Annotated in this window: 22 protein-coding genes and 1 pseudogene; 9 read left to right on the top strand and 14 right to left on the bottom strand. The window is 70.8% G+C overall.

From position 1 onward, the window contains the following. Positions 1-2 precede the first annotated feature (2 nt). Entirely contained in the window at positions 3-518 is a 516-nt protein-coding gene (locus ABGB18_RS11440; RefSeq protein WP_347695414.1) for an NUDIX hydrolase, read from the top strand. Here the strand turns inward: ABGB18_RS11440 and ABGB18_RS11445 are convergent. Next, positions 495-1,160 carry a flavin reductase family protein gene (locus tag ABGB18_RS11445; RefSeq protein WP_347695415.1) on the bottom strand — a complete coding sequence of 222 codons (666 nt, stop codon included), beginning with the start codon at positions 1,158-1,160 and terminating at the stop codon, positions 495-497. The two genes, ABGB18_RS11440 and ABGB18_RS11445, sit on opposite strands and share 24 nt — an antisense overlap. 245 nt (positions 1,161-1,405) lie before the next feature. Here ABGB18_RS11445 and ABGB18_RS11450 point away from each other — a divergent pair. From ABGB18_RS11450 to ABGB18_RS11475, 6 genes and pseudogenes are all read left to right on the top strand, one after another. Then, positions 1,406-1,669 (top strand): annotated as a pseudogene (locus tag ABGB18_RS11450) (FAD-dependent oxidoreductase); the annotation flags it as partial. A 226-nt stretch (positions 1,670-1,895) separates the two neighbouring features. Then, positions 1,896-2,021 (top strand): hypothetical protein, encoded by a 126-nt coding sequence (locus tag ABGB18_RS11455; protein WP_347695416.1) that lies wholly within the window; start codon positions 1,896-1,898, stop codon positions 2,019-2,021. Positions 2,022-2,124: 103 nt separating this feature from the next. Continuing rightward, complete coding sequence (locus tag ABGB18_RS11460) at positions 2,125-2,964, top strand: helix-turn-helix transcriptional regulator (protein ID WP_347695417.1); 840 nt, start codon at positions 2,125-2,127, stop codon at positions 2,962-2,964. 69 nt (positions 2,965-3,033) lie between these two features. Next, positions 3,034-4,008 carry a zinc-binding dehydrogenase gene (locus ABGB18_RS11465; protein WP_347695418.1) on the top strand — a complete coding sequence of 325 codons (975 nt, stop codon included), beginning with the start codon at positions 3,034-3,036 and terminating at the stop codon, positions 4,006-4,008. A gap of 184 nt (positions 4,009-4,192) precedes the next feature. Continuing rightward, on the top strand, positions 4,193-4,531 hold the full coding sequence (locus ABGB18_RS11470) for a YciI family protein (protein WP_347695419.1): 339 nt from the start codon (positions 4,193-4,195) through the stop codon (positions 4,529-4,531). Next, positions 4,528-5,772 (top strand): DUF6596 domain-containing protein, encoded by a 1,245-nt coding sequence (locus ABGB18_RS11475; RefSeq protein ID WP_347695420.1) that lies wholly within the window; start codon positions 4,528-4,530, stop codon positions 5,770-5,772. Before ABGB18_RS11470 ends, ABGB18_RS11475 begins: the two co-directional genes overlap by 4 nt. A 94-nt stretch (positions 5,773-5,866) precedes the next feature. Here the strand turns inward: ABGB18_RS11475 and ABGB18_RS11480 are convergent, their stop codons facing one another. From ABGB18_RS11480 to ABGB18_RS11525, 10 genes are all read right to left on the bottom strand, one after another. Further along, positions 5,867-7,267 carry an ABC transporter substrate-binding protein gene (locus ABGB18_RS11480; protein WP_347695421.1) on the bottom strand — a complete coding sequence of 467 codons (1,401 nt, stop codon included), beginning with the start codon at positions 7,265-7,267 and terminating at the stop codon, positions 5,867-5,869. A gap of 26 nt (positions 7,268-7,293) precedes the next feature. Continuing rightward, positions 7,294-8,130: a carbohydrate ABC transporter permease gene (locus tag ABGB18_RS11485; RefSeq protein ID WP_347695422.1), complete on the bottom strand. Its 837-nt coding sequence runs from the start codon at positions 8,128-8,130 to the stop codon at positions 7,294-7,296. Beyond that, on the bottom strand, positions 8,127-9,032 hold the full coding sequence (locus tag ABGB18_RS11490; RefSeq protein ID WP_347695423.1) for a sugar ABC transporter permease: 906 nt from the start codon (positions 9,030-9,032) through the stop codon (positions 8,127-8,129). The genes ABGB18_RS11485 and ABGB18_RS11490 overlap by 4 nt, the downstream gene beginning before the upstream one ends. 249 nt (positions 9,033-9,281) lie before the next feature. Further along, positions 9,282-9,764, bottom strand: a complete 483-nt coding sequence (locus tag ABGB18_RS11495) for a MarR family transcriptional regulator (RefSeq protein ID WP_347695424.1) — start codon at positions 9,762-9,764, stop codon at positions 9,282-9,284. A gap of 77 nt (positions 9,765-9,841) precedes the next feature. Next, positions 9,842-10,702 (bottom strand): YceI family protein, encoded by an 861-nt coding sequence (locus ABGB18_RS11500; protein WP_347695425.1) that lies wholly within the window; start codon positions 10,700-10,702, stop codon positions 9,842-9,844. Positions 10,703-10,860: 158 nt separating this feature from the next. Continuing rightward, positions 10,861-13,368, bottom strand: coding sequence for an MFS transporter (locus ABGB18_RS11505; protein ID WP_347695426.1), 2,508 nt, complete (start codon positions 13,366-13,368; stop codon positions 10,861-10,863). A gap of 352 nt (positions 13,369-13,720) precedes the next feature. Further along, the gene (locus tag ABGB18_RS11510) at positions 13,721-14,245 is read right to left on the bottom strand and encodes an AraC family transcriptional regulator (protein ID WP_347695427.1); all 525 of its coding nucleotides are present in this window, start codon (positions 14,243-14,245) and stop codon (positions 13,721-13,723) included. Between the two features lie 230 nt (positions 14,246-14,475). Continuing rightward, on the bottom strand, positions 14,476-15,510 hold the full coding sequence (locus ABGB18_RS11515) for a TerC family protein (protein WP_347695428.1): 1,035 nt from the start codon (positions 15,508-15,510) through the stop codon (positions 14,476-14,478). A 349-nt stretch (positions 15,511-15,859) separates the two neighbouring features. Beyond that, positions 15,860-16,522 carry a response regulator transcription factor gene (locus tag ABGB18_RS11520; protein ID WP_347695429.1) on the bottom strand — a complete coding sequence of 221 codons (663 nt, stop codon included), beginning with the start codon at positions 16,520-16,522 and terminating at the stop codon, positions 15,860-15,862. Further along, positions 16,519-17,634, bottom strand: coding sequence for a histidine kinase (locus ABGB18_RS11525; protein ID WP_347695430.1), 1,116 nt, complete (start codon positions 17,632-17,634; stop codon positions 16,519-16,521). The genes ABGB18_RS11520 and ABGB18_RS11525 overlap by 4 nt, the downstream gene beginning before the upstream one ends. 218 nt (positions 17,635-17,852) lie before the next feature. On the opposite strand from ABGB18_RS11525, the gene ABGB18_RS11530 reads away from it, so the two are divergent. After that, positions 17,853-18,269 carry a DUF6223 family protein gene (locus ABGB18_RS11530; protein WP_347695431.1) on the top strand — a complete coding sequence of 139 codons (417 nt, stop codon included), beginning with the start codon at positions 17,853-17,855 and terminating at the stop codon, positions 18,267-18,269. A gap of 81 nt (positions 18,270-18,350) precedes the next feature. Beyond that, positions 18,351-18,671 (top strand): PadR family transcriptional regulator, encoded by a 321-nt coding sequence (locus tag ABGB18_RS11535; protein ID WP_347695432.1) that lies wholly within the window; start codon positions 18,351-18,353, stop codon positions 18,669-18,671. 82 nt (positions 18,672-18,753) lie between these two features. Here ABGB18_RS11535 and ABGB18_RS11540 read toward each other — a convergent pair whose 3' ends face one another. The 3 genes from ABGB18_RS11540 to ABGB18_RS11550 form a co-directional block, all read right to left on the bottom strand. After that, positions 18,754-20,025, bottom strand: a complete 1,272-nt coding sequence (locus ABGB18_RS11540; RefSeq protein ID WP_347695433.1) for an APC family permease — start codon at positions 20,023-20,025, stop codon at positions 18,754-18,756. An 84-nt stretch (positions 20,026-20,109) separates the two neighbouring features. Next, entirely contained in the window at positions 20,110-20,241 is a 132-nt protein-coding gene (locus ABGB18_RS11545) for a hypothetical protein (protein ID WP_347695434.1), read from the bottom strand. A 123-nt stretch (positions 20,242-20,364) separates the two neighbouring features. Beyond that, complete coding sequence (locus ABGB18_RS11550; RefSeq protein WP_347695435.1) at positions 20,365-20,736, bottom strand: DoxX family protein; 372 nt, start codon at positions 20,734-20,736, stop codon at positions 20,365-20,367. Between the last annotated feature and the right edge of the window lie 16 nt (positions 20,737-20,752).

A 20,752-nucleotide genomic window follows, 5' to 3' on the forward strand; every position in this document is an offset into this window, starting at 1 on the left:
TCATGACCCGTGTGATCGCGACCCACACAGTGCCCTGGATCCCCGTGGCACACCGCCTGGACCTGATCCTCTCCCCGGCCCTCCCGCCCGTGGACCAGACCACCTGCGCGTTCGCATTCGTGTCCGACCAGATCGGCCGTACTCTGCTGACCTGCATAGACCGCGAGGGCCGCGGCTGGGACATCCCCGGCGGCCACCTGGACCCCGGCGAGACCGCACCAGAAGCCGCGGCCCGCGAGCTCTATGAGGAGACCGGCCTCCGCCTCACCCCGTCTGACCTGTCCGTCTTCGCCTGGGAACGCGTCGAGCTCCTCGAACCGCCCCCGGCCGACTACCATTACGCGCCCCTCACCTACATGGTGATGTTCCGGGCCCGCCTACCGCGCCCCGGGGCCCCCACCCGCCCGCCGACCGGCTCGGAGAGCACCCACGCCGAGTGGCTCCCGCACGCGGACATCAGCCGCCTCTGCGCCGGCCGGAGCTGGCTGGCCCTGCTAGACGGTGCGCGCCCGGTCTAGGTCGGGGGTGCGGTAGAGCCGCTCCGGGATCTGCGCCAGCGTGGAGTGGTGCACCCGCGGGCCCAGCCCGTAGAGCTGCTGGAAGCTCATGATCAGCGGCCGCCAGGCGTCGGGGTCGATGTGGTCGCTCGTCCCCGCCAGGCGGATCCTCTCGTGCGCCCAGACCCGCTGGACGCGTACCTCGAACGCCAGCACCCCGCTCTCACCCACGGGATGCACCGCCTCCACGACCGCCTCCATGTTGACCGGGCACTCGGCCACCCGGGGCGGCGCCACCGTCTCGGACGGCACGTCGGTCAACCCGGCCCTCCCGAACTTGTCCGGCACGTACCGGTACCCCCGCTTCTGCTTGCGCTCGGAAACGGGGTCGGAACCGGTCGTGAGCGCGAGCCGGTCGACGGCCGGGGCCATGGCGTCGGATGGCAGGTTCAGCACGCATTCGCCGGTCCTGCGCAGGTTCTCGGCGGTCTTGGACCCGCCTCCCAGCCCCAGGATCGCCCGCCACCCCAGCCAGAAGGCGGACGACATGGGGGCCAGGTTGGGCGTGCCGTCCTCGTTGAGGGTGGAGATCAGAACGACGGGCGTGCCGAAGTAGAGGATGTTCGGCTCAATACGGATATGGGTGTCCACAGTTGAACTCATGGTCTTCACCCTCGCCGCACGAAGGGGCCGCCCGCTGGCGGCCTTCGGACCTCTCGCTGTGTGTCCCTCCTCACCACCCGGCCAGATGTGACGCGCGTCACATCCGGCTCATGTCACGAACCGCCTGGCCGCCCGCATCTCCTGGTCGTCAGCACGGCGAGACAGACATGGAGAGTACGACGATGAGCGCACAGCACAAGGCCGGCCCGCATCACCTCCTGATCCTGGGCGCGGGATACGCGGGCATGGCCGCGGCGATCCAGCTCGCGGCCCGGCTGGCCCGGCTCGGCGGCGGCGGCACCGTGGTGGTCGGCGGCAGCGGGCTGACCGGCGTCGAGTCGGCCGCGGAGATCGCCGAGCGGTACCCGGAGCTGAACGTGGTGCTGCTGAGCCGCCAGGAGCCCGGGACGACCATGAACCCGAGGGCCCGGGCGTACCTGCGGTCCGCGCTGGAGCGCCTGCGGGTCCGGGTACGCGGCGGGGTCGAGGTCGTGAAGGTGACGCCTGGCGCGGTGGAGCTGGCGGGCGGGGAGAGCGTCCCCGCCGACGTCACCCTGTGGACCGACGGCGGGGGCAAGGTGCGTCAGGCCATGCGCCCGGTCGTCGGCGCGAGCACGGTGGCCGCCTGGTTCGCCGCCATCGGCACGGTCACCTACCAGGGCGTCGAGCCCGCCGACATCACGGCGAGGCCGGTCGAGCTCAATGGCGGCCCCGGCATGGTGTTCAGCGGGCCGGGTGATCGCCACGGTCACGTTCGACTTCGACGCCGACGGCCGCATCACCGCCATCCACAACACCGCCAACCCGGACAAACTCCAGGCCGTCTCCGGCGGGATCACGCGCGACGTCGGCACGCGCTGAGCCCGCCTCGCGACAGCTTCCCCGTCGTACGGGCCGAGGCCGACGCCCTCCTGGCGACCGGCGGCGCGACCTCGGGGTGGCGGGCCCCGCATATCGTGGGGGCATGGCCAGTCCGAACTCCCCCGTCCGACGTGACCGACGCCGTGCCGAGCTGCGCGAGTTCCTGCGCAGCCGCCGGGAGCGGCTCTCGCCCGGCGAGGTCGGGCTGCCGGAGGCGGGACGCCGGCGGACGCCGGGACTGCGGCGCGAGGAGGTCGCGGTGCTGGCCGGGGTCGGGGTGTCCTGGTACACGTGGCTGGAGCAGGGGCGCGACATCAAGGTGTCCGGCGAGGTCCTCGACGCGATCGGCCGCGCGCTCCGGCTCGACACCGCCGAGGGCGCGCACCTTTATCGGCTGGCCGGGCTCAACCCGCCGCCGTCCCCGTCCGCGCCGTCGCTGCCGGTCTCTCCCCAGCTCCAGCGGCTGCTGGACTCCTGGTCGCCGCGGCCGGGCTACGTCCGCGACCGCCACTGGAGCTTCACGGCCATGAACGACGCGGCCCGTGCGGTCTTCGGGTACGGCGACACCGACCACAACTGCCTGATCTCCTACTTCACCAACGCCCGCTTCCGGGCCCTGAACCAGCACTGGGCCGAGACCGCCCCGGACGTGGCGGCCGGCTTCCGCGGCGACGCGGCACGCTACCCGGATGATCCGGAGTTCGACCGGATCGCCGCGGACCTGGCCGCTGTGAGCCCGGAGTTCGCCGAGCTGTGGTCGCGCCACGACGTGGGCGAGCACACCAGCGCGGTCAAGGCCGTGGACCACCCCGAGGCCGGACTGCTGGTCTTCGACGCCACGCTGCTGCCGCTGCCGGACCATCCCGGCCACAACCTGATCCTGCACAACCCCCGTCCCGGCACCGGCACCGAGGCCCGCCTGGCCGCGCTGATGGGCACGTAGCCTGGTGGTGGCACACCCATGATGACCTGACACTGCCCTGGCACGCGCTTCTGCCGCACGATCGTTGCCATGACTAACACCATGATGCGGGCGATCATCATCCCCGAGTTCGGCACCGCCGACGTCCTCCGCCTGGCCGACGTGAAGATCCCCGAGCCCGGCCCGGGCCAGGTCGCCATCGACGTGGCCTACGCGGGCGCCAACTTCGCCGAGATCCTCTACCGGCAGGGGGTGGTGGACGTGCCGCTGCCCTTCGTGCCCGGAATCGAGGTCTCCGGCCGGATCCGCGCTCTCGGCCCGGGCGTGGAGGACCTGCGAGTGGGCCAGCCGGTCGCCGCCCTGACGATCGTCGACAGCGGCGGCTACGCCGGCGTCGCCGTCACCTCCGCGGACCTGGTCGCCCCGCTCGACGGCCTCGGCCTCGGGCTGGACGTCGCCGCGGCGCTCCCCTCCAACAGCACCACCGCGTTCCTGGTGCTCGACCGGGTGGCCCGGATCGAGCCCGGCGAGAGCGTGCTGGTGCACGCCGCGGCCGGCGGCGTGGGCAGCCAGCTCGGCCAGGCCGCCCGGCTGCTGGGCGCGGGCCGGGTGGTTGGCACGGTGGGCAGCGCCGCCAAAATCGAGGCGGCCCGGGGCTTCGGCTACGACGAGGTGATCCTGCGCGACCGGATCGCCGAGGCCGGCGAGTTCGACATCGTGGTCGACATGGTCGGCGGCCCGGCCCGGCGCGCCGGGCTGGACCGGCTGGCCCTGATGGGCCGCATGGTGGTGATGGGCAACGCCTCGGGCGCCGAGGACGCCGGGATCTCGGCGAACGAGCTGTGGTTCAGCAACAGGACGGTCTCGGGGTTCAACCTGGCCGCGTTCTCGGCGGCCTTCCCGGCGCAGGCGGGGCGGGCGCTGCGGCGCGCGGTGGCCGCGGCCGCGCGCGGCGAGCTGCGGGTACGGGTCGAGACGCTGCCGCTGAGCCGGGCCGCGGAGGCGCACCGGCGCATCGAGTCCGGGAGCACCACGGGCAAGCTGGTACTCGATGTGAGGGGCTGACCCGGCCGGTGCTCTCGCCCGTGGGTGCGGGAAAGGCCGCGGATCGGCGCCGGCCTCCGCCTTCTGGGGGCCGGTGTCGTATCCGGGGGCCCGCCGATCGTCTATGAGATGAAAGCCGGTCCGGGCAGCCTCGCGGCCCGACCGGCCGCGCAGACGACAGAACCCCGACCCGAGGAGACCGGAAATGAAGTACGTGCTGATGTTCGTCGAGACCGAGGCGTTCGCCAAGGAGCTGGAGGAGATGAGCGAGCTGGAGCGGGAGGCCGCCTACGAGGCGGTGCTCGGCTGGTTCGCCGAGCACTCCGACAAGATCACCCATCACACGCACCTGCAGCCGATGCACACCGCCACCACGGTACGGCTGGGCGGGAGCGAGCCGGTGGTCACCGACGGGCCGTTCGTGGAGGGCAAGGAGGTGGTCAGCGGGTTCGCCGAGATCGAGGTGGCGGACCTGGACGAGGCGCTGAAGGTGGTCCGCTCCTGGCCGGCCTGCCCGCTCGTGGAGATCCGCCCGGCCTCATGAGCGATTCGGCGCCCGGGGACGCGGGTCGCGAGCCGGCGCCCGGGGACGCGAGTCACGAGGCGCTCGCGCGGGTGGTGCGGGAGCATGCCGGTCGGCTGGCCGCGTCCCTGGTGTCGCTGCTCGGCGACTTCTCCACCGCCGAGGATCTCGTGCAGGACGCGATCGAGATCGCACTGCGCCGCTGGCCGGCCGAGGGTGTGCCGGACCGGCCGGACGCGTGGCTGTTCACGGTGGCCCGGCGGCGCGGCCTGGACCTGCTGCGCCGCGAGTCCACCTACCGGGCCAAGCTCGCCCGGCTCACCTGGCCGGCGCCCGCCGTACCGGATGACCGGCTGCGGTTGATCTTCACCTGCTGCCACCCGGCGCTGTCGCGCAGCGCGCAGATCGCGCTCACGTTGCGCGTGGTGTGCGGGCTGTCCACGGCGCAGATCGCCGCGGCGTTCGTGGTGGGCGAGAGCACGGTGGCGCAGCGGATCACCCGCGCCAAGCGGAAGATCGGCGAGGCCGGGATCCCGTTCCGTCTCCCGCCGCAGGAAGAGCTGCCCGCCCGGCTCGGCGAGGTGCTGGCGGTCATCTACCTGCTGTTCAACGAGGGCTACCTGTCCAGTACGCCCGACCGCGCCCAGGCCCGAGACCTGGTCGACGACGCCGAATGGCTGGCCGCGCTGCTGGCCAACCAGGTGCCCAAGGAGCCCGAGGCGGCCGGGCTGCTGGCGCTGATCCGGCTGCACCGGGCGCGCGGCGCGGCCCGCTTCGACGCCGAGGGCCGCCTGGTGCTGCTCGCCGACCAGGATCGCGGCCGGTGGGACCGGCAGGCCATCGAGGAGGCGACCGCCCTGCTGGTACGGGCCGCGCGCGCCCGGCACCGGCCGGGCCCGTACCAGGTGCAGGCGGCGATCGTGGCCTGCCATGCCGAGGCCGCCGACTTCGAGAGCACCGACTGGGCGCAGATCCTGGTGCTGTACGACATGCTGCTGCACCTGGCGCCCTCGCCCGTCACCCGGCTGCACCGGGCGGTCGCCCTGCGGTACACGAAGGGGCCGGAGGCCGCGCTGGCGGAGCTTCAGGACCTGAACCGGGCGCTGGAGCGTTATCCGCTGCTGCATGCCACCCGGGCCGAACTGCTGCGCGCGCTGGGCCGCCGCGACGAGGCACGCCGGGCCGACGAGCGGGCGCTGGCGCTGACCGCGAACCCGGCCCAGCAGGCGCTGCTCGCCGAGCGGCTCGACTGGACGACCTGACGCCGGCCAGGAGCGTGAGCGCGTGCTCGGAGTGCTCCACGGGAAGGGCGGGCGTCCGGTCGTGGACGCCCGCCCTCTCGCGGCGGGTCGGCCGTTACTGGCCGACGTTGGCGTTGTACTTCTGGATGGGCGACTGCAGGGTGGCGGCCGCGTTCTGCATCGCCTGCTCGGCCGCGACCTTGGCGTCCTGGCCGGCGCCCGCCGGGACGGCCTGCTCCAGGCCGACCTCGGCCGCCTTCCTGGCTTCCGGCATGACGCCGAGGAGGCAGCCCGCCGTCGCCGGGGACGGCTGCTGGGCGCGCAGTTGCGTCACCGCGACCTGGAAGTTGGGGTCGTCATTGGACTTGGACTGCGGGTTGACCGGCACGTAGCCGGTCGCCGCGTGCCACTTCGCCTGCTCCTCAGGCGAGTTGGCGAACTTCACGAACTCCCAGGCGGCCCGCTTCTCCGCGTCCGTGTGCCCGACCGAGTTGATCCACAGGGAGGCACCACCGATGATCGTGCCACCGCCGGACTCGGCGGACGGCTTGGGGAACGGCGCGGTCTTCAGCTCGAACTTGCCCTTCGCGGCCTCGGTGTACCCGCCCAGGGTGGAGGTCGACTCCAGGTGCAGGGCCACGGTCCCGGTCTTGAACGCGGCCTGCGCCTGGTCGGTCGGCCGGCCGGTGTTGGTCGCGTAGCCGTGCTTGACCAGGTCCGCCAGCCACGCGGCGAACTTGGGCCCGGCGCCGGTGCCGAAGTTCACCTTGGTGGCCAAGCCGTTCCTGCCGTTGCCGTTGTCGCAGTATTCGGTGTTGTCCTGGGCCATCAGCTGCTCGACGAACCAGCCGTAGAGCGCGGCGTTGAAGCCGTACTGCTTGACCGTCCCGCCCTCGTTGACGGTCAGCTTCTTCGCCCACTCGCCGATCTCGTCGAGCGTCGTCGGCGGGTTGTCGGGGTCCAGGCCGGCCTTCCGTACGGCGTCCGCGTTCATGTAGAGCAGCGGTGCCGAGGAGTTGAACGGCATCGACCAGAGCTTGCCCTTGATCGTGTAGTAGCTGGCGATGTTGGGCTCGATGTTGGCGTTCTGGTCGAACTTGTCCTTCTCGATGAACTTGTACATCGGCACGACCTGCTGGGAGTCGTACATGAAGCGCGAGCCGATGTCGTAGATCTGCACCAGCGGGGGCGTGGTGCCCTGCTGGACGGCCTGCTTGTACGCGACCACCATCTGGTCGTACTCACCCTTGAAGACCGGCTTCACGGTGATCTTGCTGTTCACCTTCTTGAAGTCGTCCACCAGGGCCTTGATGGCGAGCTCGTTCTTCTCCTTCATCGAGTGCCAGAACTCGATCTCGATCGGTTCGGTGATCGCCTCGGGACCGGGTGCCGTCGCGGCCTCGCCACCCTCACCCGAGCCGCCGTCACCCCCGCCGCAGCCCGTCAGGGCCAGGGACAGCACGGCCGTGACGGCCAGCAGCCCGCCGCGCGTACGCCGGGATCGAGGTAGTGCCATCTGGGAACTCCGTTTCTTGTTCACGATCACTTCACCGCGCCGGCGGTGAGCCCGCGGATGATGAAGCGCTGCCCGAAGATCACGAGCGCGAGAGTGGGAAGCAGGGCGAGGGTGACCCCGGCCAGGATGAGCGTGGGGCTGGACGACTCGGCGTCGTTGAGCATGGAGACGCCGATCTGCAGGGTCTTGTAGGTGTCGTCGTTGCCCAGGATCAACGGCCAGAAGTACTGGTTCCAGGTGGTCATGAACACGTAGACGCCGACGGCGGCGATGGCCGGTTTCGACAGCGGGAGCAGGATCCGCCACAGGAACCGCAGGTGGCCGCATCCGTCCATCACAGCGGCGTCGCGCACTTCGAGCGGGAACTGCAGGAACGACTGCCGGAGCAGGAACGTGCCGAAGGCGTGGGCCAGGAAGGGCAGCGTCAGCCCGAGGTAGGTGAGCGGGCCCTTGGTCAGGCCCAGCTCCGAGATCAGCAGGTAGTTGGGCAGGATGATCGCTTCCCACGGCACCATCAGGGTCACCATGAACAGCGCGAACGTCGCCGTCTTGGCCCACATCCGCAGGAACGCGAACGCGTACGCGGCCAGCACGCTCGACACGAGCTGGCACAGGGTGACGATGCCGGTCTGGATCGCCGAGTTGAGGTACTGCCTGGCCAGCGGGATCGTCTCCAGCGCCGCGCCGTAGTTGCCGAAGTCGATGCCCGAAGGGACGAGTTTGGGCGGGTAGCTGGCCAGGTCACCCGGCGTCATGATGCCGCCGACGAACGCGTAGTAGAGGGGGAAGAGCACGGGGAGCGCGCACACGATGAGCACGAGATAGACGATGATCTTGCTCGCCGCCGAGGAGGAGGTGCTCATCGGTAGTGGACTTTCCTTTCCAGCACGCCGAACTGAACGCCGGTGCAGGCCAGCACGATCACCAGGAGCACGATCGCCGCGGCGCTGGCCGTACCGAAGTCGGACGACCCGTAGCTGAACGCCTTCTCGTAGATCCAGTAGACCAGTGTGGAGGTGGCCCCGTCGGGACCGCCCTTGGTGAGGATGTGGATCTGCCCGAAGCTCTGCAGCGCGTGGATCGTCGAGATCACGATGAGGAAGAAGAGCTGCGGGGACAGCATGGGGATGGTGATCCGGCTGTGCAGGCGCCACCCGGTCGCGCCGTCGAGCCTGGCCGCCTCCACCACCTCGGTGGGGATCGCGCCGACCCCGGCGGAGAGCACCAGGACGTTGTAGCCGAGCGTCATCCAGATCGTGGTGATGGAGATCGAGATCAGGGAGAGATCCGGCTCGGTGAGCCAGCCGATCCGCTCGACCCCGAAGTGGCCGAGGATGCCGTTGGCCATGCCCACGGCCGGGTTGTAGATGAGGGCGAAGATCACCGACGCGGTCGCCACCGAGAAGGCGAACGGCAGCGCGAACACCGTACGGAACATCCGCTGCCCGTGGATCCGCGACTCCAGGAGCAGCACGACCACGAGAGCGCCGGCGATGGCCGGCACCACCGTGAACAGGACGAAGAGCGCGGTCGTGCCCAGCGCCTTGAAGAAGCCCGGGTCGGTGAACATGGCCGCGAAGTTGTCCAGCCCGACGAACTTGTTGGCGCGGCCGATGATGTCGGTCCCCATCGTGGACAGGTAGAACGTCCGGCCGAGCGGGTAGAAGACGAAGACCGCGAAGATGATCAGCGAGGGCGCCAGAAAGAGCAACGACAGCCTGCGCTCGCCCGTCGGTCCCCGTTCACTGGTAGTGCGAGCTTCCATCGTCGCGCGGTCCTACTTTCGACAACCATTGACAAAACCCATGCTCGCTGGATTCTGCCTACTCAGACCGCGTTTCGGTAGCCCGCCCACTTGACCGCACGGCGAACGTTCGCGGAACGTTATCCGCGAAACACGCCGCCCGGATAGCCGATGCGTGCCCGTCAAGTTCATCATCTGTTCAACAAACCTGCACCTGCCTGAACGTTGACGGCGGCTGGGGCGTCTCCAGCCGTTCGAGGGCGGGCCAGGTCAGGGGTTCGGCTCGCCGTAGATGTCGGTGAGGGCGTTGAAGCGGGCCAGCATGCCGCCCAGCAGCCGGACGTCCTCCGTCGGCCAGGTGGCCAGCAGCGCGTACAGGCGTTCCTGGCGGGCCGAACGCGCGCTGTCGAGCCGCTGGTGGCCTTCGTCGGTGAGGTTCAGCGAGTGGGCGCGGCCGTCTCGCGGGTTGGGCTCGCGCTGGATCAGCCCCAGCTCCTCCAGCACCTTGAGCTGGCGGCTGATCGTCGCCTTGCCGACGCCGAAGTAGGCGGCGAGGTCGCTGGGCCGGGCGGGGGCCACCTCCTCGATGCGGACCAGCAGGCTGTAGGCGGCGACCTCCAGCTCCGGATGCACGGCGCGGCTGATCTTGCCGGACAGCGCCCGGGATCGTCGGAAGAGCACGCCGAGTTGGTGCTCCACCGCGGAATAGGCCTCGAACTCGTCGACGGGAACGGCCGTCGGTGTCTCGGTCATCGGAACCACCGTTTCTCCCAGGGCGATGGTGGGTCGTGGGCGAGGTGGTGTGCTGGCCATCGTGGTCACCAGGGCGATCAGCCGGTCGGGGGCAGCTCGCCCTGGGCGGCCTGGATGTCCAGTTCGACCTTCAGCGTGGCGCCGATCAGCGAGATCCCCGCCTGGACCACCTGGTTGTAGTTCATCGCGAAGTCGGAGCGGTGCAACTCGGTGACCGCCCGGAACGCGACCCGCAGGCCACCCCACGGGTCGGGGCTGGTGCCGAGGTAGGCGAGGTCGAGCTCGATCGCCCTGGTGATGCCGCTCAGGCTCAGGGTGCCGTGCAGCTTGTACCGGTCCGGACCCGCGGGAACCACCCCGGTGCTGCGGAAGTAGATCGTGCGGTGGACGGCGACGTCGAGGAAGTCCGCCGAGCGCAGGTGGTTGTCGCGGGTCTGGTTGCCGGTGTCGATCGACGCGGCCTCGATCTCGGCCACGACGCCGGACGCCTCGGCGGTCGCGCCGATCACGATGCGGCCGCGGAACGAGGTGAACCGTCCCTGCACGCTGGACACGCCGAGGTGCTGCGCGGTCGCGGCTACCTTCGAGTGCGCCGGGTCGATGGTCCACACGCCGGGCGGCGGCAGCTCCGACCCGCCCAGCCGGGCGAGGACGAGGACGCCCAGGTCGGCGGTGCCGGCCGCGGTGGCGATGGCCGTCGAGGCGATGGGCGTGTACCCGCCCGCGGTGACGACGACGGTGTAGACGCCGGGAGGCAGCGGGGCGGTGGAGACCACGCCCTCGGTGTCCGCCTCGGCCCGGGCGACCTGGTTGCCGGACATGTCGGTCAGGGTGACGACGGCGTGCTTGACGGCCCAGCCGTCCTTCGTCCGCACCTCGGCATGCAGGCCGTGCCTGCCTCCTGGCGCGTGGTCCGGGGCCTGAGGGCCTGTGTACATGGGGATCCTGCTTTCACTCTCTTCGCACGGGGCGACTTTGCGCTCACACGGGGCGGCTCGGGGGCGCTCGCCGTTTCACTGGGCGGCTGCTGCGTGCCGCCGGTCTGGCGTTCCGGCCGGCCCGGCCGCGTCAGGGGACGCGGCCGGGCGGCGTGCTGTCACTCCGAGTGGCCGAGCCAGATGTCCTGGCCGTCGTCGCCCTGCCCGGTGAGGATGACCGTGTTCGCCTGGGGCGGGTACCCGGTGGCGATGACGGTGTACTGGCCGCTGGTGAGGTCGGCGAAGGCGTACTCGCCGTCCTCACCGGTCGTCGCCGTGCCGACGACGTTGCCGGTCCCGTCGAGGAGGGTGACCCGTGCGTCCGCGAGCGGCCGGTCCGCACCCTTGACCCGGATCGTGCCGCGGATCCGCGCGGCCGCCCGCAGGGTGAGGTCCTGCGTGGTCTGGCCGGTGCCGACCTCCACCGGCACGGCCGTCGGCCGGTGCGTCTCGGCGCTCGCCGTGATCGTGTAGGTGCCGGCGACGACGCCGCTGAAGCCGTACGTGCCGTCGGCCTTGGTCAGGCCCGTGATGACGACTTCCCCGCGGGAGTCCGTCACGATGACCATCGCCTGGGCGACCGGGTTGCCGGTGAGGTCCCGTACGGTGCCGCTGAGCTTGCCCGACCCGCTGAGCACCAGGTCGAAGTCGAGCGGCCGGTCACCGACGACCAGCGTCGCGACCTGCGGGTCGTGCTCGCTGGCCGAGGCGATGAGGACGTACGTGCCGCTGCCCGGGGTGGGCACCGCGTACGAGCCGTCGGTCTGGGTGGCCGTCCGGCCGAGCTGGTGGCCGCCCACGTCGATCAGGGTGAGGTTGGCGTGCGGCACCGGCATCCCGTCGGCGCCGCGGACGAAGCCTCGGATGCCGGTGCCGCCGAGGTCCTGCGGCTGCCGGGGCTGGCCGGCCGAGGCGTGGGCGACGTTCGGGACGCGCAGCGGCAGGGCGGCCAGGCCGTTCTGCTCGTGCTGCCCGGCGCTCGCGCTCACGGTGACCAGCTCCGGCCGGTCGAGGTCCTGCGCGCGCTGGGCGTGCCGGCCGGGGACCGCCGGCTGGGGCGAGGGCGACTCGGCGATGGGGGCGTCGTTGGAGGTACGCAGGGGAACCTCCTTGATGAAGAGCACGATGAGCAGCGCCAGGACCGCCAGCGGCGAGGCGTACAGGAAGAGATCGCCGACGCCGTGGCCGAACGCGGTCTGCACGACCTCGCGTACCGGGGCGGGGAGTGCGGCCAGCTTCGGGATCGAGCCGTCGCTGACCGGCCCGCCCTTGATGCCGAGGTCGGCCAGGCCGTCCTCGGTGTACTCGGCGACGCGGTTGGTCAGGACGGCGCCGAGCGCGGCGACACCGGCCGTACCGCCGAGCGTGCGGAAGAACACCACCACCGAGCTGGCCGCGCCGAGGTCCGTGAGCCGCACCTGGTTCTGCACGGCGAGGACCAGGTTCTGCATGACCATGCCGACGCCGACGCCGATGAGGAACATGAAGATCGCGGCTTGCCAGTACTCGGTGTCGTAGCGCAGCGTGCTGGCGAGGATGAGCCCGGCCGCCAGGAACAGGCCGCCGAGGACCAGGAAGATCTTCCAGCGGCCGGTACGGCTGATGATCAGGCCGACGATCGTCGACGTCAGGGCCAGCCCGGCGATCAGCGGCAGGGTCATGATCCCGGCATGTGTCGGCGTCTCGCCCCGGGCGAGCTGGAAGTACTGGCTGAGGAACGTGGTGACGCCGTACATGGCGACGCCGACCATCATGCTGGCCAGCACGGACAGGCTGATGGCCCGGTTGGCGAACAGGCGCAGCGGGACGAGCGGGTCCTTCGCCCGCATTTCCACGAAGATGAAGATCGCGGCGAGGAACAGCGCGCCGGCGATCATCGCCGCGGTCTGCCAGGAGAGCCAGTCGAACTCGGTGCCGGCGAAGGAGACCCAGATCAGGATGAGCGAGGTCGCCGCGGAGAACAGGATGGCCCCGAACCAGTCGATCGAGACCTCGCGCCTGAGCACGGGGAGGCGCAGGGTCTTCTGCAGCACGATCAGCGCGATGATCGCGAAGGGCACGCCGACGTAGAAGCACCAGCGCCAGCCGAGCCAGTCGGTGTCCACGATGACGCCGCCGATCAGCGGCCCGGCGACGGTGGCCAGGGCGAAGGTGGCGCCGATGTAACCGGAGTAGCGTCCCCGCTCGCGCGGGGAGATCATCGCCGCCATGATGACCTGGACCAGGGCGGTGAGACCGCCGACGCCGAGGCCCTGGACGACACGGGCGCTGATGAGCATCGCCGGGTTCTCGGCCAGGCCGCCGGCAGCCGAGCCGACCACGTAGATGATCACCGCGAGCTGGACCAGGACCTTCTTGCTCACCAGGTCGGCGAGCTTGCCCCACAGGGGGGTGGTGACCGTGGTGGCGAGCAGTTCGGCGGTGATGACCCAGGTGTAGGTGGTCTCGGTCGCGTGCAGGTCGGAGATGATCGTGGGAAGCGCGTTCGACACCACGGTCGTGGACAGGATGGCCACGAACAGGCCTAGCAGCAGTCCTGAGAGCGCCTCCAGGATCTGCCGATGCGTCATCGGCGCGTCCGGTTCGGGTGCAGCCCCCCGGGCCTCGGCCCGTACTGCGGTTGTCATCAATTTCCTTTCACTGTCTGAACCGTGCTGGAGGGATGCGATACGCGGGCACGGTGCGCGTCAAAACTGGTGCGACCTGGCGAGAGGGGGCATGAGATCGGCGATCTCCTCGCTGGTTCGGTCGTCGAAAGTGTCGTCAGAGACGTCGGCAGGGGGCCAGACGTCAGCCGTCTATCAGGGGATCACGGCAGATCGTGTCCGAGCATGCTGATCACTGGATGACATCGCTCAGCCGGACAAGCAGCGCTCCGCAGATGTTCGTCCGACGGCGTGCCACCTCCATCTCCATGTGGTTGCTTAGGGCAACAACATACTTGTGTGTCCTAAGTAACTTTCTACCGGGGTATGGGGTTCAGGGTCCCTCTGCCTGCGCGGGCGTGCTTCGGGGGCTTGCGGCGCGGCGGTAGTCGCGGGGGGACGCGCCGGTGATCCGTTTGAACGCGTTGCTCAGCGCGCCCTCGGAGCCGTAGCCGACCTCGCGGGCGATCGCCGCCACCGTCTCGTCGCCACGGCGCAGGCGGTGGGCGGCCAGTTCGATCCGCCAGCCGGTCAGATAGTCCATCGGGCCCTGTCCGATGGCCTGCTTGAACCGGGCGGCGAGGGTCGAGCGGGACACCGCCGCGACCCCGGCCAGCTCGGCCACCGTCCAGGCGTGGGCCGGCCGGGCGTGCATGGCCCGCAGCGCCGGCGCCACGACCGGGTCGGCGAGCCCGGCCATCCAGCCGGACGCCTCGCCCGGCCCCGCGCCGTCCAGGTACAGGCGCAGCAACTGGATCAGCGCCAGGGTGAAGGCACGCGACTGGGTGAGCAGGAAGCACGCTCGCGGCGACCACGAACCCCTGACCGGCCCCAGGGCACCGCCGAGCGATCCGTTCACGCTTCGTGCCGCGCGACGCGAGCCGGCGGAGAAGTACGAGGGTCAGGGAGCCGGCGAGGAATACCGCCGGCTCCCTCCAGCCAAGGTTCGCGTCGTGATCCGGCTCACCCCGCATCGGGTGACGGGCTACTCGGCGTGACACCCACCCTGAACCGCGTTCGAACGCGTTCACGGCTGGTCAGCGGGTCGCCGCCGGGCGTGGGGCCACGGCGGCGAGCCTGCTCCCACGGTCAGTTGCGCGCCGGATCCGGCTCGGGATCCGGCCCCGGCTCTGGTTGCGGCTCGGTTTCCTGGCTCGCGTCCCGCCTGGACTTGAGCAGGCTGGCCACCGTCGTGACACCGAGCACGGTGACGATGACGGCCAGCGAGACCCAGTTGTTGATCTCGGGGACCCAGGTGACATGCTCACCGCCGTTGATGAACGGCAGCTCGTTCTCGTGCAGGGCGTGCAGGACGAGTTTCACGCCGATGAAGCCGAGGATGACCGCCAGGCCGTAGGCGAGATAGACGAGTTTCTCCACCAGGCCGCCGAGCAGGAAGTAGAGCTGTCTCAGTCCCATCAGCGCGAACGCGTTGGCCGCGAAGACCAGATAGGCGTCCTGGGTGATGCCGAAGATGGCGGGGATCGAGTCGACCGCGAAGACCAGGTCCGCGCCGCCGATGGCGATCATGACGATGAACATGGGCGTCAGCCAGCGTCGGCCGTCCCGTTTGATGGTCAGCCGCGAGCCGTGGTATTCGTCGGTGACCGGGAACAGCTTGCGCACCAGCCGTACGACGCCGCCGTTGGGGTCGTACTCCTCGTCGTCGTTGTTGCTGAAGGCGAATTTCCACGCGGTGTAGATGAGGATGCCGCCGAAGAGCCAGAACACCCAGCTGAACCGCTGTACTGCCTGCGCGCCCACGCCGATGAAGATCCCACGCATGACCAGCGCCATCATGATCCCGATGAGCAGCACGCGGTGCTGGTGGATCGCGGGCACGGCGAAGCTCGCCATGATCATCATGAAGATGAACAGGTTGTCGACACTCAGCGAGTACTCGGTGATGTAACCGGTGAGATAGGAAGCCGCGTACTCGCCGCCGCCGAAGATCCACACTCCCGCGCCGAAGAGGACGGCACAGGCGATGTAGAAGGCGATCCATCGCGTCGCCTCGGCGATCGTGACCTTGTGGGGTCTCCTGTTGACGATGACCAGGTCGAGGATGATGAGCCCGAGCAGGGTGGCGATCGTGGCCACCCAGAGCCAGGCGGGCACGGACATAGGTGGGGGCATAAGCGCTCCTCCGACTTGGCGTTGACACGTCCGTCGGAGGTCTTCTCCGCCCGCATCCTTGCGGACCGACCGCGCCGGGCCCCGAGGCGGGTCCGTGATGACGACGCGGCCGCGAAGGAGTACTCCCCTCCACTTCGCTGCGATTTTACATACGGAATGCAGTATCCGAAATATCCTTGTCGTGCCTGAGCAACCGGAGACATCGTTGCGAGATCGCGGAATCCTCGCGCCGCCGGGCGGCCCACCGCACACAACGATGCTATTCGCGACATGTGCCGCTGTCGTCGGCGGGCTGCCCGTACCCCACATGAGCAGCGGCTTCTTGGTGTGGAGGCGGTCAGGTGTTGGGCGGGGTGACCAGGCCGGATTCGTAGGCGAGGACCACGAGCTGAGCGCGGTCGCGGGCACGGAGCTTGGACATGGCCCGGTTGACGTGGGTCTTCGCGGTCATCGCGCTGATCGCCATGTGGTCGGCGATCTCATCGTTGGACAGGCCCTGCGCGAGCAGGGCGACGGCCTGGCGTTCGCGGTTGGTCAGCTCTTCCAGCGCCGTGCCGGTGCCGGGGTTGGGCGGCTGGGTGACGTACCGGTTGATCAGTTTGCGGGTGATGGACGGTGCGAGCAGGGCGTCACCGCGGGCGGCGACGCGTACGGCGTGCAGGAAGTCCTCCGGCATGATGTCCTTGACGAGGAACCCGGCCGCGCCGGCGCGCAGGGCGTTGAAGACGTATTCGTCCAGGCCGTAGTTGGTCAGGATGACGACGTGCACCCCGGCCAGGGCCGGGTCCGCGGCGATGCGCCGGGTCGCCTCGATGCCGTCGAGGACCGGCATCTGGATGTCGATGAGCGCGACGTCGGGCAGGTGCTCCCTGATCAGGGCCAGGCCCTCGCTCCCGTCGGCGGCCTCGGCCACCACCTCGATGTCGTCTTCGAGGTCGAGGAGCGCGCGAAACCCGCTGCGCAGAAGTGGCTGGTCGTCGACCAGCAGAACCCGGATCATGGCGTACGGTCTACCGGAAGCTCGGCCTGGACGGTGAAACCGCCCTCGTCGCGCGGTGCCGCCAGCAGCCGGCCGCCGAGGGCGGTGACTCGTTCCCGCATGCCGAGCAGCCCGACCCCGGGCGCCGGGGCGGTCTCCGGGGTGGCCCTGCCGTCGTCGTCGACGCGGATCGCCAGGCCGTCGGGGCGGTAGTCGATCCTGACCGACGCCGTCGCGGCGGCGGCGTGCCGGGCGATGTTGGTGAGGGACTCCTGAACGATCCGGTAGACGGTACGGTCCACCGCGGCCGGCACGTCGGCGCGCTGTCCCCCGATCGTCAGCGTCGCGTCCAGGCCGGTCGTACGGGCCCGTTCCACCAGCTCGGCGACGTGGTCGAGCCCGCGCGGCGGGCTCGTGTCGTCGTCACGCAGCGCCTCCAGGGTCGCGCGCAGCTCCCGGGTCGCCTCGCGGCCGGCCTCCTGGATCGCCAGCAGGGCCTCCGGCACCGGTTCGCCCCGCCGGCGGGCCACGTGAACGGCGACCTCGGCCTGCACCTTGATGATCGAGATCTGGTGGGTGAGCGAATCATGCAGCTCCCGCGCGATGTGCAGCCGCTCCTCGTCGGCGCGGCGCCGCGCCACCTCCTCCCGGGTGCGCTCGGCCTCGTCCGCCCGCCGCTCGGCCTGCCGCAGCGCCTCCCCCGCGGCGCCGGCCGCGATCAGCCAGGCAAGCTCCAGTGCGCCGCGGGCCTGGGCGAACGCCTCGCCCGTGTCATGCAGGCCCGAGGCCAGGGCCGCGAACGGGAGAAGCCCCAGCATGATCACGCTCGCCACCACGGTGACGGTACGGTGTCCCGCCCGTACGGCCGCGTACACCGCGAACAGGTATGCGACGGCGGGCACGTCGAACCCGGCCGCCTGGTAGGCCACCGCGCACACCCCGGTGCCGGCCAGCACCAGCACCGGGGCCCGGCGGCGCGCGACCAGCATCAGGCCGCCGGCGGTCAGCAGCGCGTAGCCGAGCAGGGCGAGGTACGTGCCGGAGTGCCGTCCGGACAGCCCGGTGACCAGCAGCGCCGCGGCCACGCCGACGGCGATCACCCAGTCCGTGACGACCAACCGTCGTGTGCTCATGCGCGCACCCTAACCGGATCTCCGCGCGGGCGGATCCTGCGCGCGGATGACCGGCCGGCTACCGCGGACGCGGTACGTTCACGGCCCCTGCGGCGTCCGCGGTAACCCGTTACGGCATCGGCGGCAGGGCGGATTGCCCACGTACGGCCGACGATCGGCGGCGGGTCCGTGAAGCACGATCGAGCCACGTCCAGTCGCAGGAGGAGAAGGAGCACCTCATGTCGGTCCGTCACCTGTTCACATCCCTGCTCGCGGGGCTCGGGCCCGGCGCCCCGGCGGTCGTGGACGTCCTGGCCCAGCCCGACCCCACTGTCTACGGTTGGACCACCGGACGTATCTGGGCCTCGGCGGCCGCGCTGGTGGGGCTGGCCGGCGTGGTCATCGGCGGGCTCGCGCTGGCCCGCTCCGCCGGTCGCGCCGGCACCGGCACCGGCAGGCGCGGGGCCGTCGTGTCCCTGGCGGCGGGGCTGGCCGGCACGATCATCGGCGGGGTGGTCGTGGCCGTCGCGGACGGGGGTCCCGGCACCGGCTACGGCATCGTCGGCGGCTACGTGGCCCTGGTGGTGGGTCCGATCGCCATGGTCCTCAGCGGGCTCGTCCTGAACCGCTCCCGCCGCTCCCACCGCGTCGGCTGACTCGGGACGGCTCGATCTCGGCGCCCGATATCGGTTTCGTCATATGCTGGAGGACGGGCCGAGTCGGGACGGTGGGCGGGGATGAGGGAGTTCCAGCGCGGGGCGGTGCGGCTGCACATCCTGCACCATGCCGCCGAGCAGGACGTTCACGGGGCGTGGATGACCGAGGAGCTCAAGCGGCACGGCTATGCGATCAGTCCCGGCACGCTCTATCCGACGCTGCACCGGCTGGAGGCCGACGGGCTGCTGTCCTCACGGCAGGAGGTGGTCGCGGGCCGGGTGCGGCGGATCTACCGGGCCACCGAGGCGGGCATGGCGGCGCTGGCGGAGGACCGCAGGGCGCTGCTGGAGCTGGCACGCGAGGTGCTCCCCGAGGCGGACCGCCCGCCAGGGACTGCCTGAGCCCTGAGCGTGCCGCCTGCGCCGGCTTGAGCTCCACGTTTGCCCGCCGCCCCCGGTGAGCCGGTCGTCTCCGGGCGCTCGGTCACGATGAGCGGGTCGTGAGCGCTCGTCGGAGGGCGTATGCGGCGGCGCCGATGGCCAGCACCGCGGCTCCGGCGATCACCGAGGAGAGCGGCAGGGCGAAGGCCAGGATCAGGCAGCCGGCCAGGCCGACGACCGGTATCAGCCGCGGCGGGCGGCCCTCGCCGGGGGTGAGGGTCCAGGCGCCCGCGTTGGCGATGGCGTAGTAGACCAGCACGCCGAATGAGGAGAAGCCGATCGCGCCGCGCAGGTCCGCCGTACCGGCCAGGATGGCCACGATCGCGCCGATGACCAGCTCGGCGCGGTGGGGGACCTTGAAGCGGGGGTGGACGGCGGCCAGCGCGTGCGGGAGGTGCCGGTCGCGGGCCATGGCCAGCGCGGTGCGGGAGACGCCCAGGATCAGCGCCAGCAGTGAGCCGGTCGCGGCCACCGCGGCGCCCACGCCGACCACCGGCGCGAGAGCGGGCAGCCCGGCGGCGCGCACGGCCTCGGCCAGCGGGGCGGTCGCCCGGCCCAGGCCCGCGCTGCCCAGCACGGTCAGCGCCGCCACCGCGACCGCCACGTACACCACCAGGGTCAGCCCGAGCGCGAGCGGGATGGCCCGGGGGATGGTCCGGGCCGGGTCCCGGACCTCCTCGCCCAGCGTGGCGATGCGGGCATATCCGGCGAAGGCGAAGAACAGCAGACCTGCCGCCTGCAGGACCCCGGTGACCGTGGCGTCGGAGGTCACGTCCAGGCGGGCGACGTCTGAGGCGCCGGAGGTGAGGCAGACCAGCGCGACCGCGGCCAGCACGGCCACCACCACGGCGACGATCCCCCTGGTCAGCCAGACCGTCTTGTGCATCCCGGCATAGTTGACCGCGGTGAGCGCCACGACGGCGGCCACCGCGACCGCGTGTGCGTGCTCCGGCCACAGGTAGGAGCCCACGGTCAGGGCCATCGCCGCGCATGAGGCGGTCTTGCCGACCACGAACCCCCACCCGGCCAGGTAGCCCCAGAAGTCCCCCAGGCGCTCCCGGCCGTACACGTAGGTGCCGCCGGAGGCGGGATAGCGGGCGGCCAGGCGGGCCGAGGAGGTCGCGTTGCAGTAGGCGACCACGGCCGCCAGCGCCAGCCCGAGCAGCAGCCCCGAGCCGGCCGCGCGCGCCGCCGGCGCGAAGGCGGCGAAGACACCGGCACCGATCATCGAGCCCAGCCCGATGACCACCGCATCGGGCAGCCCCAGGCGCCGCTCCAGCAGCCCCTCACCGGTGGGGGTGGGTGTGCCCGCCACGACGACCTCCCCGTTACAACGGATCCCGATATCGGCTCACGATAGCGCCTGCCCGAGGTCCGGGAACGCCCGGGGAGGCACAAGTCACACGCTGCGGGCGGGTGGGCACGTGAGCGGGCTCAGAAGTGTGACCGCCCGGCCGACGCCGGGGGTGGGGTGGGCGGGCTGGAACAGCTCGACGAACGGCGGCGGGACGACCTGACCGGACAGCACCATGCCCGCCTAGTACATCAAACTCGTTTGATGTAATCAAGGCCATCGAGCGGTCCCCCTCGACGGCCGGCCCCGGAAGGCATCCAGAGGTCGGCCGTCGTGAGCGAATCGCGACGCTGAAGCGCCTTACCAGCCGTAGGGACCGAAGCGGCCCCAGGCGACGAGCACGGTGAGTACGAGCAGGACGGCGGTGACCACCACCCCGTACGCCTCCTTGCGACGGATATGCGTGACCGCCCCCAGGACCATGATGATCGCCAGCCCGGCGGCGGCGGCCGGCGTCAGGACGGCCGCGATCCCGGTCACGGCCGGAAGGATCAGCCCGATCGCGCCGAGCACCTCCATCACACCGATGAACCGCACGGTGGCCGGGGAGAAGTCCTCCACCCACGGATACCGGCCGGCCAGCTTCTCCTTCGGCTGGAGGAGTTTCACCACACCGGACATGACGAACAAGGCGGCCAGGATCGCCTGCACGATCCACAGGAACACATTCACCGAGAGATCTCCCCCG

The sequence above is a fragment of the Nonomuraea sp. B12E4 genome, assembly GCF_039871825.1.
Taxonomy (GTDB): Bacteria; Actinomycetota; Actinomycetes; order Streptosporangiales; family Streptosporangiaceae; genus Nonomuraea.